The organism is Exiguobacterium sp. Leaf187 (genome assembly GCF_001423925.1).
GTDB lineage: Bacteria > Bacillota > Bacilli > Exiguobacteriales > Exiguobacteriaceae > Exiguobacterium_A > Exiguobacterium_A indicum.
The window spans coordinates 1,528,460-1,543,495 of sequence record NZ_LMPR01000009.1 but is presented as its reverse complement, the minus strand read 5'-3'; the positions used below and the strand labels follow the sequence as shown (position 1 = coordinate 1,543,495).

Annotated in this window: 17 protein-coding genes; 11 read left to right on the top strand and 6 right to left on the bottom strand. The window is 39.4% G+C overall.

All coding sequences use genetic code 11. From position 1 onward, the window contains the following. The first annotated feature begins 40 nt into the window (after positions 1-40). From ASF99_RS12240 to ASF99_RS17465, 11 genes are all read left to right on the top strand, one after another. On the top strand, positions 41-1,951 hold the full coding sequence (locus tag ASF99_RS12240; RefSeq protein WP_055968983.1) for a motility associated factor glycosyltransferase family protein: 1,911 nt from the start codon (positions 41-43) through the stop codon (positions 1,949-1,951). A gap of 50 nt (positions 1,952-2,001) precedes the next feature. Continuing rightward, entirely contained in the window at positions 2,002-2,970 is a 969-nt protein-coding gene (pseB, locus tag ASF99_RS12235; RefSeq protein ID WP_055968980.1) for a UDP-N-acetylglucosamine 4,6-dehydratase (inverting), read from the top strand. Positions 2,971-2,986: 16 nt separating this feature from the next. Continuing rightward, positions 2,987-4,168 (top strand): UDP-4-amino-4,6-dideoxy-N-acetyl-beta-L-altrosamine transaminase, encoded by a 1,182-nt coding sequence (gene pseC / locus ASF99_RS12230; protein ID WP_055968977.1) that lies wholly within the window; start codon positions 2,987-2,989, stop codon positions 4,166-4,168. Between the two features lie 9 nt (positions 4,169-4,177). Further along, positions 4,178-4,921, top strand: coding sequence for a cytidylyltransferase domain-containing protein (locus ASF99_RS12225; protein ID WP_055968974.1), 744 nt, complete (start codon positions 4,178-4,180; stop codon positions 4,919-4,921). Between the two features lie 7 nt (positions 4,922-4,928). Beyond that, positions 4,929-6,377, top strand: a complete 1,449-nt coding sequence (locus tag ASF99_RS12220) for a bifunctional UDP-2,4-diacetamido-2,4,6-trideoxy-beta-L-altropyranose hydrolase/GNAT family N-acetyltransferase (RefSeq protein WP_055968971.1) — start codon at positions 4,929-4,931, stop codon at positions 6,375-6,377. Positions 6,378-6,382: 5 nt separating this feature from the next. Beyond that, entirely contained in the window at positions 6,383-7,417 is a 1,035-nt protein-coding gene (pseI, locus tag ASF99_RS12215; protein WP_055968968.1) for a pseudaminic acid synthase, read from the top strand. A gap of 137 nt (positions 7,418-7,554) precedes the next feature. Continuing rightward, complete coding sequence (locus tag ASF99_RS12210) at positions 7,555-7,911, top strand: flagellar protein FlaG (protein WP_055968964.1); 357 nt, start codon at positions 7,555-7,557, stop codon at positions 7,909-7,911. A 21-nt stretch (positions 7,912-7,932) separates the two neighbouring features. After that, positions 7,933-9,585, top strand: coding sequence for a flagellar filament capping protein FliD (fliD, locus tag ASF99_RS12205; RefSeq protein ID WP_055968961.1), 1,653 nt, complete (start codon positions 7,933-7,935; stop codon positions 9,583-9,585). Positions 9,586-9,597: 12 nt separating this feature from the next. After that, on the top strand, positions 9,598-9,966 hold the full coding sequence (gene fliS / locus ASF99_RS12200; protein ID WP_023469259.1) for a flagellar export chaperone FliS: 369 nt from the start codon (positions 9,598-9,600) through the stop codon (positions 9,964-9,966). Further along, complete coding sequence (locus tag ASF99_RS12195) at positions 9,930-10,316, top strand: hypothetical protein (RefSeq protein ID WP_235515938.1); 387 nt, start codon at positions 9,930-9,932, stop codon at positions 10,314-10,316. The genes fliS and ASF99_RS12195 overlap by 37 nt, the downstream gene beginning before the upstream one ends. Before the next feature lie 27 nt (positions 10,317-10,343). Beyond that, complete coding sequence (locus tag ASF99_RS17465; protein ID WP_023469257.1) at positions 10,344-10,520, top strand: hypothetical protein; 177 nt, start codon at positions 10,344-10,346, stop codon at positions 10,518-10,520. A 38-nt stretch (positions 10,521-10,558) separates the two neighbouring features. Here ASF99_RS17465 and ASF99_RS12190 read toward each other — a convergent pair whose 3' ends face one another. The 6 genes from ASF99_RS12190 to ASF99_RS12165 are packed head-to-tail and all read right to left on the bottom strand — an operon-like array spanning position 10,559 to position 15,034. Next, positions 10,559-12,292, bottom strand: a complete 1,734-nt coding sequence (locus ASF99_RS12190; protein WP_055968956.1) for a GGDEF domain-containing protein — start codon at positions 12,290-12,292, stop codon at positions 10,559-10,561. 28 nt (positions 12,293-12,320) lie between these two features. Beyond that, entirely contained in the window at positions 12,321-12,989 is a 669-nt protein-coding gene (locus ASF99_RS12185; protein ID WP_023469255.1) for a DUF2225 domain-containing protein, read from the bottom strand. A gap of 24 nt (positions 12,990-13,013) precedes the next feature. Further along, on the bottom strand, positions 13,014-13,454 hold the full coding sequence (locus ASF99_RS12180) for a YaaR family protein (RefSeq protein WP_023469254.1): 441 nt from the start codon (positions 13,452-13,454) through the stop codon (positions 13,014-13,016). Between the two features lie 16 nt (positions 13,455-13,470). Then, complete coding sequence (locus tag ASF99_RS12175; protein WP_023469253.1) at positions 13,471-14,358, bottom strand: flagellin N-terminal helical domain-containing protein; 888 nt, start codon at positions 14,356-14,358, stop codon at positions 13,471-13,473. Next, positions 14,355-14,747, bottom strand: coding sequence for a flagellar export chaperone FliS (locus ASF99_RS12170; RefSeq protein WP_023469252.1), 393 nt, complete (start codon positions 14,745-14,747; stop codon positions 14,355-14,357). Before ASF99_RS12170 ends, ASF99_RS12175 begins: the two co-directional genes overlap by 4 nt. After that, entirely contained in the window at positions 14,744-15,034 is a 291-nt protein-coding gene (locus ASF99_RS12165) for an EscU/YscU/HrcU family type III secretion system export apparatus switch protein (protein WP_023469251.1), read from the bottom strand. The genes ASF99_RS12170 and ASF99_RS12165 overlap by 4 nt, the downstream gene beginning before the upstream one ends. Between the last annotated feature and the right edge of the window lie 2 nt (positions 15,035-15,036).

Sequence of the window (15,036 nt, the reverse complement as noted above, 5' to 3'; positions counted from 1 at the left end):
CTATATATGGATATATTTTTTAAAAATAAAGGAGTTAATTATGTCACAATTACATAACATAGTAAAAGAACTTCGAGAGATTTCGAATCAGATTTCCGTACTTGGTGAAAACAAAGAATGGGATTTATTCGACGAAATTGTTGAAATGATTCGGCTGTTTGGGGAAAAGATTCATTCTAATGGTATTAGAACGGCGGAAAATATGTTGGAGCTTCGATCTATAAAGAAAAATAATCAATCATTGTATGCTAATGTAGTCTACGATAATTTACAATTATTAATTACAGAATACGAATCGTTATTAGCAGTTGAACATCAGAAGCAAATCGTCTATCCGTTTCGATATCACGAGAATGAAATGGCTCTTGTGAAGCAACATGACGACAGTTATTACTTTATAAATGAAACAACGTCAACTTTAAAGCAATTACAATTAGAAATTAATGATGATACAGAAGCAATCATTCTTTTAGGATATGGAAGTGGAATGATTCATAAAGAGTTGTTAAAAAGTTATCATGTTCTTACAATCGATCCATTCAACTTACCTTCAAATGTGAAAACCGATATGGTACTATCGTTTCTTGATTCAAAAGACGATAGTAAGATGTTATTGCAATCAAAGTTTCAATCCTTTGTTGGTTTGAAAACGGAAGTCATCAAACATCCTCTTTACAAAGATACCCAAGTATTGCTTGAACTTTTAAAATTGGTTAGAAACTATTTGGGAGAAAGCTTAATCAATTTAACGACACGAAAAGTATATACAGAAAGTTGGTATCAAGAATCGTTTCGAAATGCTAAGTACTTAAGTGGAAAATCAGATTATATTTTAGATGTTAGCTGTTTGAAACATCAATATATAGGAAGTAATGCTTTGATGATCGCAGGGGGACCTTCATTAGAAGAAGCTATTCCATATCTTAAACAAGCACAGAACGCATATTACATTATTGCGATTGGTCAGACGGTAAAAGTATTGTATGAACATGGAATTCGTCCTGATTTTGTAGTTTCGATTGATGCAGGAGAAGCAAATGCTCACTTCTTTAAAGACATTGAATTAGATGTCCCATTAGTTTATTCGTTACAAGTAAACCATCAGATACCACAACGCGCAAAAGGGCTGTTGATTCCATATGCAGATTCACAAATATCACAAGAATTGTTGGCGTATTCAAAAACATCATTTACCTCTTACCCTACTGTGGCATTAGCAGCAGTTGCCTTTGCAAATTATTTAGGATTTGATTCTATTGGATTAATTGGACAGGATTTAGCATTAAGGAAAGGCGAATATTATAGTGCTTCTGTTAAACAGGTTTCTTCTACAGATGGCCAAATGCATGAAACGTTATACGATGTTCCTTTAAATAATGGTCAGATGGGAAAGACGACACCAATCTTATTTGGATTTTTAAGTGGATATCAAGCTTTAATCAAATTAAACTGTGGCTTATCAGAAAAATTAGTTAACTATGCGGAAAAAGGTGCCCTTATTGAAGGTGTACCCTATCAATCACTTAAATCATTACAAACAAATTTAATCAAAAAACGCAACCTAAAAAAAGTGGATAACAAGAATATTTTAGAACTAGACGCATCAATCCAATATGTTCAAGAATTATTAGATAGTATTTTAGAACGCTTACAAACACTTGAAAAACGATTGAAGCGTACCATGTATAAAAAAGCAGTAACCGTAGATGAATTTGAAAAAATACTACTTGATTGGGATGCGATGATTGAAGCTCCTTTTTTCCGTACACATATAATGCCGCTGCAACTAGTTAATTTGTTAATCATTCAAAACAAAATAAAAATTCATAATCGATATAATCGGACAAGTGCAATGCGTCTTTCTATTTTGTCACGGATGGTTGAATCGATTCAAGAACTAGAAAATCAACTTTATACCATTAAGCAAACATGCGTAGAAACGATAAGGTAACAAAAATATTTAACTGATGCATTTTTGCATGAGAGAGGAAGAATTTAAAAATGTTTACGAATCAGACGATATTAGTTACGGGTGGAACAGGTTCATTTGGTAAAAGGTTTATAGCATCAGTACTTAAACAAAACGTAAAAAAAGTCATTGTCTTTAGTCGTGATGAATTAAAGCAGTATGAAATGGCTCAAGAATTTACGGATCCGAGAGTTCGTTTTTTCATCGGAGATGTTCGAGACAAGGATCGCTTATATCGTGCTTTTGATGGCGTCGATATTGTTATCCATGCGGCAGCGTTAAAACATGTCGGAGCATGCGAATATAATCCATTTGAGGCAGTTAAGACAAATATTCATGGAGCACAGAATATCATAGAAGCTGCTATTGATCGCGGTGTAAAAAAGGTCATTGCTTTAAGTACAGATAAAGCGGCGAGTCCAATCAACCTATATGGTGCGACGAAATTAGCTTCTGATAAATTGTTCGTTGCGGGAAATTCATATGCTGGAGATAAAGAAACTCGCTTTTCTGTAGTTCGCTATGGAAATGTAGTTGGTAGTCGAGGTAGTGTGGTACCGTTCTTTAAAAAATTGAAAGAGGATGGGGCGACGGTCATTCCGGTTACAGACGAGCGCATGACACGCTTTTGGATCACTTTAGATCAAGGTGTACAATTCGTGATTGATAGCTTAGAACGAATGAAAGGTGGAGAAATCTTCATTCCTAAAATCCCAAGTATGAATATTCTCGATTTAGCTAAAGCGATTGCGCCGGAATGTACTACTGAAATCGTAGGTATTCGACCTGGAGAAAAATTGCATGAGGCAATGATTACCGAAGATGATGCTCGCCATACACTAGAATATGCGGACCATTTTGTAATTCAACCAGAATTCCCATGGTGGAGTAATGAACATATGAATGGAGGCACATCTCTTCCAGAAGGTTTTACTTACATAAGTAATGTGAACGATGACTGGTTGAGTGTAGAAGATCTACGGGCACTAGTGACAGACTGAATAGCTTGATGAGGAGATGTTTACAGTGAGCCAAGTACCAGTAAGAGATACATTTTTACCTTATGGTAGACAATGGATTGAAGATGATGATATCGAGGCTGTCGTAAAGATATTAAAAAGTGATTTTTTGACAACAGGACCTGCCATATTGGAGTTTGAAGAAGCAGTTGCTAATTACGTCGGAGCAAAGTATGCAGTTTCTTTTTCAAATGGAACGGCAGCTTTACATGGCGCATGCTTTGCCGCAGGAATTCAAGAAGGGGATGAAGTTATTACGACCCCTATGACGTTCGCTGCCAGTGCGAATTGTGTACTCTATCAGGGAGGAACTCCAGTATTTGCTGATATCGATGATAGTACCTACAATATAGATCCTAAGCAAATTGAAGAAAAAATCACATCAAAAACGAAAGCAATCATTCCAGTCCATTTTACTGGACAACCAGCTGAGTTGGATGAAATTCATCGTCTCGCTCAAGAACACAATTTAGTCGTTATTGAAGATGCTGCACATGCGTTAGGTGCTTCGTATAAAAAGAAGCGCATTGGTGGATTAAGTGATATGACGATGTTTAGCTTCCATCCGGTAAAGCACATCACGTCGGGTGAGGGTGGTGTTATTACGACTAACGATGACGTCTATTATCAAAAATTATTACAATTCCGTTCACATGGCATTATCAAAGATCAGCAGTTAATGACCGAACCTCATGGTCCTTGGTACTATGAAATGCAGTCTTTAGGTTTCAATTATCGAATGACAGATATACAAGCAGCTCTTGGAGCAAATCAATTAAAAAAGATAGATCGCTTCTTATCGAGGAGAAAACATTATGTTTCTTTATATAATGAAGCATTTGAAAGTAGGGATGAGATTCGTATTCCTGCTCAACATCCTGACGGTGATTCAAGTTGGCATTTATACATTATTCGACTTCAATCAGAAAAAATGAAAGTTTCTAGAAAAGTGATCTACGAAGAGCTGATGAAAGAAAATATCGGTGTCAACGTTCATTATATCCCTGTTCACAAGATGCCTTACTATCAGCAACTTGGATACGGTAAAGAGACATATCCAGTTGCTGAGAAATTATACGAAGAAATTTTGACACTGCCACTTTTTCCTAAAATGAGTGTAGATGATATTAATGATGTCATTACCGCAGTTATAAAAATTCTGAATCATTATAGAAAGTGAAGAGACCTGATGAAAACAGTAGCAATCATTCAAGCGAGAATGGGATCAACACGATTACCTGGAAAAATCATGATGAAGTTAAAAGAGAAGACGGTTTTGAATCATGTGATTGAACGCGTACAACAAGCGAGAGAAATAGATGAAATTATTGTAGCAACTACAATTTTAAAAGAAGATGATGTAGTGGAAGTAGAAGCTAAACGTTATGGGGTAAAGGTATTTCGTGGAAGTTCTGAAAACGTACTAGAACGTTACTACCAAGCTGCAGTATCAAGTGATGCTGATCATATCGTTAGGATTACTTCGGATTGCCCTTTAGTTGATCCTATTGTTTTGAATGAATTAGTCCGTAAATATCATGAATCAAATTGCGAAATCGCTACGAATGTTGGTAAAAAAATCGAAGATAGGACTTTTCCTAGGGGATTAGATGCAGAAATTTTTTCTTTCCAAGCATTACAACAGGCTTTTGAGAAAGCCGATTTTGATTACCAACGTGAACATGTAACACCATTTATGTACGAACATATTTCAAAAGTAGAATTGCTGAAGAATCCAGTTAACTACTCTATGTTCAGATGGACATTAGATACTCCAGAAGATTTTAAACTAATTAACGAAATCTATGAACGGCTTTATTATGGAAAACACGACTTCTATCTAAATGATATTTTAGATGTTTTTAAGCAAGAAAAGAAGTTGAATGATATTAATATGCATATTCAACAAAAAGAAATTAAATCAAAAGGATGAGATGGAAATGAAGGTCGTAATTCTGACTGAGGGAGGAAAGAAAACTGGTTATGGACATCTTTCGAGGTGCAGTTCACTATATGATGAATTAGTAAAAAGGAAAATTGATGTCGAAATGATTATTAATAGTGAACTTCTTAATATCGATATTTTACAGAATCGAAATTATTCCATTGTTGATTGGACTTCTTTCGAATATCTAAGAAATAATATTCAAACATCTGTTCATTATATTGTGGATTCATATATTGCTTCAAAACAAGTCTGTCAATTCGTTAGTGAACATTCAAAAAAAGTATTATACCTAGACGATATGTCAAGAATTGAATATCCTAAAGGAATTGTTGTACGAGCCTCTCTTCAAGCTACAAAAGAAACTAGAGATCTGCTAATAGGTAGCAAATACATTATATTAAGAGACGCTTATAAATCAATTGCCAACAAAAAGCATGTTCAGAAGACTAATGAAATTCTATTAACGATGGGTGGAACGAATCAAATAGAATTAATTCGAACGATATTAAAAAAAATCAACGAAATTGATCCGGAATGTAAAATTAATATTGTGTTAGGGAATTTAGATTCGTCGCATTTCGGAGAAGGATTGATTCAGGAATATAGGAATATCGTTTTACATAATTATTTATCGAGTCACGAAATGCAAAAATTAATGATTGCTTCGGATTTTGCAATTACTGCAGCCGGGCAAACTATTTACGAATTGATTGCAACCTCTACACCGTTCATTCCGATACAAATTGCAGATAATCAAAGAGGAAATCTAAGCTCATTAAGAAATAAACAACTCATTCAAACGATACTTTGTTGGGAAGAGGAAAAATTTTCTGAGAAATTTGAGATAGAATTGCAGCGGATGTTTTCGATACCATTTCGTAAAAAAATCATGGAACGACTAGATGGATTGATAGATGGACTAGGTTCAGAACGAATTATTAATGCTTTATGTTACGAAGAAGTAACTAGTCATCGACTAAGTATTAGAACTGCGAAAGAAAGCGATTGTGCTTTTGTTTTTGAACTATCTAATCAAGAGTATGTTCGAAAATATTCTTTGAATGCTCGACCAATTGAATGGGAATCTCATATCCAGTGGTTCAAAGAAACAATAAATTCTAAAACTCATTTGTTTTTAGTAGTTATTGACGAGTTTGATCAATTAGTAGGTCAAATAAGATATGAAATTAATGATAAATCAGCAACAATTAGTATTAGTCTAGCTCAATCTATTTTAGGTAAAGGATTAAGCAAAACTCTCATTTACCAAAGTATAGATTACCTCCAGCAAAAATTTCCTAATGTTTCACAAGTATTTGCTTGGATTTCAGATGAAAACAAAGCATCTATAAAAACTTTTGAAAGAGTTGGTTTCAAACGATCATTTGCACAATCAATTTTAAATGGTGCTTCTCAATATACGTACGAGATTAGGGGATAAGACTAATGAAGATTGCGAATAAAGATATTTCAAATGGCGTATTTATCATTGCTGAACTATCTGCAAATCATGGAAATGACATTCAAATTGCAAAAAAGACAATGATGGCAGCGAAAGAAGCAGGAGCAGATGCGATTAAATTACAAACATACACACCCGATACAATCACGATTGATTGCTCTAATCAATATTTTCAATTAAATCAAGGAACGATTTGGGACGGAAGAACGCTGTACGATTTATATAAAGAAGCGTACACGCCATGGGAATGGCATAAGGAGTTAATGGATTATGCCAAAGAGATAGGAATTATTTGTTTTTCAAGTCCTTTTGATTCTTCTGCCGTAGATTTTTTAGAAAGTCTCAACGTGCCCGCATATAAAATTGCATCGTTTGAAATTACGGATGTACCTCTTATTGAATATGTTGCTTCTAAACAAAAACCAGTCATCATCTCGACTGGTATTGCGACGATGCAAGAAATTGACGAGGCGATAGCTGCTTGCAAACGAGCTGGTAATGAAGAAATTATTTTATTAAAATGTACTTCGTCTTATCCTGCTAAAATTGAAGAAGCGAATTTAAAAACTATGCAGAACATGAAAGCAACATTTGATGTGGAAGTCGGATTGTCTGATCATACATTAGGGATCATAGCACCAGTTGTTGCGACGACATTAGGTGCTAAAGTAATTGAAAAGCATTTTATTCTTGATAAAGCAATCGGAGGACCAGATGCTTCGTTTTCTCTTGATCCACAAGAGTTTAAGGCAATGGTTGATGCTGTGCGTGATGCAGAAGCATCATTAGGGAAAATAGACTACCAACTAAATGAAAAAAAGGTGAAAAATCGTAATTTTTCACGATCTCTTTTTGTCGTAAAAGATATAAAAGCAGGCGAAACTTTTACAAAAGAGCATGTGAAATCAATTCGACCGGGACATGGATTACCCCCTAAGTATATGATTTCTATCATGGGAAAAACAGCGCGATATGATATCGAACGTGGAACTCCTCTTCAATGGGATCAAATAAATTAAATAGAATTAATATTTTTTAAGAGGTATGTTTTACCTCTTTTTTATTTTTAACGATTTAGAGAACAAAAAAGAAAACTAAAAAAAAATACTTTTTGGTCGATATAAAACATGAGAATAAAAACGTGAGGGAGAAATCTATGAATCCGACCTTATCTGAAGTAAGGCTCCATTTGCCGTCTTCCGTTTTACCTTATGAACAAACTAAAAATGTGTTCGTTGAGGCAAATCAGGATCGACTCGCTGAAGAAGGAGTCGTCGTGTTGCCTACTCCACAGCATATTACAAAACTAGAAACAGCTGTGGAAAAAGCGAATAGCGTATTGGAACAGCAACGTACTGGATTGAAATTCGTAAAACATGAAAAATTAAACGATTACTATATTCAAATTGTTGATTCAAAAAATGAAGTGATTCGTGAGATTCCTAGCAAGAAGTCATTGGATTTTTTTGCTGCTTTCATGGAATTCAATCATCTTTTTGATCAACGAATTTAACACATCAAAAGGAGGAGTACTATGTCATCACCTATTCGATTCGGTGGTTTAGCAAGTGGGATTGATACTGATAGTGTAATCAAGCAGTTAATGCAGGCGGAGCGTGTGCCAGTCGATCGCTTAGAGCAGAAAAAGCAAGTGACGGAATGGAAACGAGATGCTTATCGTGAAATTAACCGCTCTCTCTTGACTTTGCGTAGTAGTGCAGTTGATTTGATATTTAGTCGTAACTTTTATGCTAAAAAGGCGACTTCTTCAGATGAAAGTAAAGCTACGGTCGTCAGTGGACCATCTAGTGGAAATACCGCTATCTCAATTGATTCTGTCACACAATTAGCAACATCACCATCGCATGTAGCAACAGTGAGTAATGGAGGAAGTGCTGTTAAAAATACGACAGCAGTTTCTACACTAGGATTGGATGTCGGAAAAAGAAGTCAGGTATTATCTACTTCGGCAAAGGAGATTACCATTAAGCCTTTACCAAACAATGCTCCTTCTTTTAAGGATAAGGATGGTAATACGTTAACACTTGCTCATACATTTGATGCTTCGACTGGGAAAATAACATTTGATGATGGAGTCGTTATTCCGGAAGGAGCAACTGTTCAGTATGAAGCTGGGTATCAAATACAATTGCGTACTTCTTCTACGGGACAGCCACAAACTGTTTTTCTTGATCAAGGTGCTACATTTAAAGATGTGATTAGTGCTTTAAACGGAGCTAAAACGGGTGTCAGTGCGTTCTTTGATGAGGCATCAGGAAAAATATCCATTACTGGGAAGTCGACAGGGTCTTCTTCAATTATTGAATTCACGGATAGTGCCTCGAAAACATTATTCAATTTACCATCGAATACTGCTGGAAAAGATGCATTAGTGAAGGTCAATGGTATTGATTTAATTCAATCATCAAATACCTTCACCATCGATAATCTGACGATTTCACTGAAATCAGCATTTACAGATGGAAAGGCAGTAAATTTATCTTCAGCGACTGATACTCAAAAGATTTTTGATAATATCAAAGGTTTCGTTGATAAGTATAATGAAACGATTGATTTGATGAACAAGAAAACACGTGAAGAGCGCTATCGTACCTTTACGCCTTTAACAAAAGCCCAAAGAGATGAACTGTCTGAAGACGAGATAAAAAAATGGGAAGAGAAAGCAATGAGTGGCATGCTCAAAAGTGATACGATCGTTCGAGGTGCCATGGACTCGTTAAGAGGAAAATGGACTTCATCTACAGCAACGACAAACAGTAAAGAAGCGAGCCAACTGTATCAAATCGGTTTAGCGACAGGTGCTGATTTTACGAATGGCGGCAAAATTGAATTAGATGAAGAAAAATTGAAAGCTGCGATTGAACGCAATCCTGAAGAGGTTTATCAATTATTTACGAATCCAGAAAAAGGTCTACTTCCTCAAATACGCGATGCAGCTGCTGACGCACGAACTAATATTACACGTATTGCTGGTTTCGAAGGGGCTGGATCTCCTACGTATTCCATGGGACGTGAAATGACTGAAATGGATTCACGAATTAAAAGATTAAATGATATGTTGACCACTAAAGAAAATTCATATTATCGTCGTTTTGCAGCTATGGAGAAAGCAATGAATCAGGCGAATAGCCAATCTGCATCGTTAGCTTCCTATTTAGGACAGTAAGGAGAGAATTAGATGAACCCATACGCATCCTATCAAACAAACTCAGTAACTACTGCGTTACCTCAAGATTTAACGCTTATGTTATACGAAGGGTTGATTAAATTTTCGATGCTTTCAAAGCAAGCAATTGAACAAGGAATGATTGAACAAAAAAATACAAATATTCAAAAGGCGCAAGCGATCATCAGTGAACTTCAATTGACGCTTAATCAGTCGATTGCACTGTCAAAAGATTTAAATGCTTTATACGATTATATGCAAGTACGATTAATCGATGCGAATATCAAGAATGATATCGTTGCGATTGATGAAGTCATTGGATTTGCAGAAGAATTCCGTGAGACTTGGAAAGAAGCGATGAAACTCGCGAAGCAACGATGAGCCCGCTTGATCCGCTTCGCCTCAAGACGAAACGACTAATGGAATTACTTGATCAAAAACCTAACGATGAAAGTTATGATGACTGGATCAGTAAGATTCAACATTTACTTGATGAACGCGAAGCGTTTATTGCAGCACATTCTAACTTGTTGGCTGAAGCCAATCAAACGATCATTCAGGAGCTAGTTGATGATAGTCGACAAATTGACTTGAAATTATCTGCTGAAACAGCTAAATTAGGATTACAATTAGGTCACATTCGAAAGAAACAAACAAATCGTCGGTCTTATGTTGACCCCTATGAAGAGGTCGAGGGTACGATTTCACCGTATTTTGATTCGCGTCAGTAATGTTTTTGCGTGAGGGAGGAATCTTTCGTGAAGAAACAAGAGCAGGGTAAACGCCGTGTCCCACAAACCTATTTCCAATCGGACGGTTCGTATGATCAGTTCATTGAACCGGATGTCGAGACCGAATCGTGGGAAGCGCTCGAGCGTCCGATTTCGGAACAACCGGATGTGTATGAGGAAGAAAAGTATCGCCGTGAATCATGACACGATAAAAAGAACGGAATCTGCGGATTCCGTTCTTTTTATTTGAAGCGATAGGCATTTTTGTCTGCTTGTTTAACGGTGTACATCGCTTCGTCAGCACGAATCAGTAGAAGACTCGTCGTCGTTCCATCTTCCGGGTAACGTGCGATCCCGATCGAAGGCGTGACGTGCATCGTCTGCGCTTGATAAAGAAATACCTCATTCAGATGCTTGAGAATACTTTCTGCGTAATGGATCGTGTCCGCTCGATTCCGATGCAAGAAGACGATGAATTCGTCACCGCCAAGCCGTGCTGCCATCTCCGCTTCCTGTAGGTCCGCTTCTAGCCGTCTTGCGGTCTCTTGTAGAACGAAGTCCCCCGCGTCATGACCGAACTGATCATTGATGTCTTTAAAGCCATCTAAGTCGATGAACAATAACGATCCTTCTTGCCAATGTGGTAATTCATTTGATAGAACTTCCTCGAAGTAACGACGATTCGGTAATCCAGTGAGCGCGTCCTGGTATCCGAGCGAACGTAGCATCCGTTCTTCTGTCAAAGCATGTGTTCGGTCCGCTAAGATGATGTAGAAGTCATGCTCGCGCGGAATCGAAATGACGGTCACTTCAAAAGCGCGCCCGTCGTCGAGTTGCATTAGTTGATGTTCGATTGGTGTTCCTTGCCAACTGATCGGAACGATCTGTTCCATCAGTTGATCCGGAAGCTGTCCGGCAGGAAAGTACTGTTCCGCAATCGGATTCATCGCTTTTTCATGACCGTTGGCATCCATCCGAACGATTGGGTACGGATGATTCAAAAATAGCCGTCGGTACTCTTCCTTTCGCAGTTCAAGGCGCTCCGTTTTTTCGTTGACGCGTTGCAACAACTCATTTTCCGAGAGGCCCAACTCACGCAAGAGTCGTGTGTTTTGACGCTCGGAGAAAAATTGGCGTACGAAAAAGAGCGAGAAGAGACCAATGAGACTACTCCAGTAGATGGTAGATGGGATCGACACATACGAGATCCCACCGACGACGATTAAGAGACTGAGGTAGGGAAGATACGAGATTGTCCATCGTTCAGAGGCTTCGGGCGAGTGTGTTTTTCGATAATACTGCAAGAGACCGTATAAGCTGACCGGATACAACGGGAAGAACCAGCTGGCGATGTCGAACTGATTCCGGATGAAAAACGTATAGTAACCGAAAATTGCAAAGATGAACAACAGCATCGATTGAATCAGTAACCGATGCGATTTATTGTGTAAGCCGGTCGTATAAAGTAAGAAGAAAAAGAACAGTTGTGCAATGAAGCTAAGTGCAAAACCGCTCATCCCAACGAGTTCAATGGAAGAACGAGCAATATCCGGTATATACCGTAAGATGATCGTATAGCCGAAGACGAATGTCATACCGAAGAGTAAAATCCCGTCGACGTAAAGAAGCGGTAAGCGCCGGACCGTCGTCCAATTAATCTGTTTCGCGAATGTCCGTGCCGTCAGGATAAAAAAGCCGGTAATCGTCAGGTTGACGACGGTATCGAGCTCCGGTGGATGCCAGGCAGTTGGTAAGAAGCTGAAGGCAAAGTTCAAGGTGATACCGATCGTGAACCACTCGATTGCTCGCCGGATAATCGGTAACGTACCGGACGAACGAGCTACCCATGAGCAGTAGAGGAGTCCAGCAATCGTACTGAAGACAGCAAAAATCGGACCAGCATGAAACCAGCTTGATCCGAGAATGGCAATGTAGGTAACGATGACATACCACTGGACGCGAGACATGTGTCGCATGCGTGATCCTCCTTTTTATGTAGTTTCGTTAGACGTTATGTGTTTCACGGTACAATTCCCAATGTTCCCGTGCTTCTTTTTTTGTCCGGTCCGACACGATCTTACTTTGGAAGATGAGACCATACCATTGTTTTGCATCATCTGTCCGTTTTAAGACAGCATACAAATCACTGATGCGTAATAACAGGACATCGTGGGGAATGCCGGTACGAACCGCATCGGTATAGTTGAGATACAGGGCTTCGTACTTTGTGACCGATCGTTCCATCCACTGCAATTCTTGTGCTTCGTCACCGAGTATCCGGTACATCCAAGCGATCCGGACGCCGAGCATGGCAAGAATCGCTTCTTTTTGTCCCGTTACTTGGGCGGTATAGAGTGCTAATTTATACAACTGTAAAGCTTGTTCAATCGTTCGTTCTGTGGCTGCGAACGGTAACACTGGGAGCGTCGGCAAGATTTGCTCTTCGAGCGTCTGACGCACGTCCGTCCGCAACTTTTCAAACGACTCATGAAAGATGAAGCGGCAGTGGGAGCACTGAATCGGTTCGTACAGGTAGGGGTTCGATCCTTGGTAATGGACGAAACTATCAAAATCCGTTCGCTCGACCCGAATATGACGCGACAAGACACGCTTCGTCTCTGTTTCTTTTAAGCAATACGTACACTTACATTTTTTTGAATATAACTCAGGCATGGATAATCTCCTCGTGTTGTCGGATTAGACAAAGACGTTGACAAGCATGCCTTTGATTTCACCGACTTGATCTAAAATATCAAGTCGTCTTGATTCTCCGGATAAGACGGTGTCCGTCAATTGCAATAGTTTCGTATCGACTTGTTCGACGACTTTATAGATTTTTGTTCGTCCGCGACGATTGAAGCCGCGTTTCTCTTCTAGTTGTTGTGACTGATCCAGTGCATCCTTCAGGAAGTCCTTGATCTTCTCCTTGTAGCTCTCTAGGTTTTCGATCGTATGACTCTCAGCGAGGAGTTGACCATGTTCTTCAACAAGCAGTAACTTTTGCTGAAGACGTTCATAACCTTTATGTTCTCGTTTATCCTGCATTAAGGCAGAGAAGGTCGTCGATGCCTCGACTTCCCGAGTACCGGACCGAGCTACCTGGAGCCGTTGGGTTTCTTGAATGCGGCGAATGTCCATAACTGACACTCCCTTCTTAGTTGAGTAGTTGCAAGACGCCTTGTGGTAACGCGTTCGCTTGCGCAATCATGGCCATACCGGATTGGTTGAGGATATTATATTTTGCATACTCCATCATTTCTTGTGCCATATCGGTATCGCGAATTCGCGACTCAGATGCTGTCAGATTTTCACGACTTATTCCGAGGACGGAGTTTGTTGCTTCGAAGCGATTTTGGATAGCCCCAAGTTTTGCTCGTTGATTGGAGACACTATCAATCGCTTTGGTGTATAAAGAAATAGCTGAATCAGCACTTTCACGAGTCATTACACTCAGTGAGTATTCTATCGAACCACTTGTCTCTGATAGCTGTGCACTTGTTGGTGAAGGGCGTACTGTGGTACTGATTCCAAGTGATAATGCACGCATGTCTTCTACAGTGATTGAAATTCCTTCATTTGCACCAGCATTCGATTGAATGAAGATAGCATTCTTTCCTTCACTGAAGTCACCCGTCAAAATATCTTTTCCGTTGAACTGAGTCGTCTTCGCGATGCGCGTCACTTCATTCGTCAACTGGTCAATTTCTGATTGAAGTGAAGAACGGTCTTCAGGAGCAAGTGTTCCGTTACTTGCTTGGACGGCAAGTTCGCGCATCCGTTGCAAGAGACTATGTGTTTCAGTCATACCACCTTCTAACGTTTGTACCATCGAGATTCCGTCAAGGACGTTCTGTTCCGCTTTATCGAGGGCTTGCAAGCGATTCCTCATCTTTTCAGAAAGAGCGAGACCAGCTGCATCGTCCGCAGCCCGATTGATTTTTTGTCCACTCGATAGTTTGTCCATCGTCGTCTTAATACTCAATTGATTCGCCGTCAGGTTACGATACGCCTTTAGTGCTTGGACATTGTTTGAGATTTTCATTCGTATGCCATCCTTTCATATCCTGCATGATGGGCTGCCCGAGCGAGCGGGCGCTTATTTGTACTTGCTGCTTGCCATGTAACCAGCAGTTCTTCAGCAAGAAAAAGTGCTTCTGTGAGCACGTGATGTTCTGTGTAAGCAAGCAGTGTCTGTTGACCGAGGTAGAAGTACAACGCTTCGAGTTGAGACGTGATAATTCCGCCGTCGTCATGCAGTCCTTCTGAGAGCTTCGTCAGTAGCGCATAGGCTTTTTGAAGACGTTCATTCATGTGATCAAACGCTTTTGCTTCAATCGCCGTGATCGCCTGTTCATACTGAAAGACGAGTCCTTGTAACATCTTTTCCGTCAATTGTTGTGGGGTCATCTGATACAGTTCTTGTTCTGTCATGTCTGTCGTCCTTTCGCGTGGTCCAGTTCTTCGATCAATAAGAGGAGTTCTGCCATGACGTCATAGAGTTGCGGTGGAATCGCGGTCCCGAGGTCGAGATTGAGCAGGTGACCGAGTAACGAGGTATCGTGTTCAACAGCGATTCCGTTGGCGCGAGCTTCCTGCAAGATCCGGTCTGCCGCTTGTCCTGTCGCGCGAGCAACAACGACAGGTGCTTGTCCGGATGCTTCATCGTAACGCAGAACGGCAGCAGATTTTCGGTGCTTCAAATCGATTTTCTGGTACATGG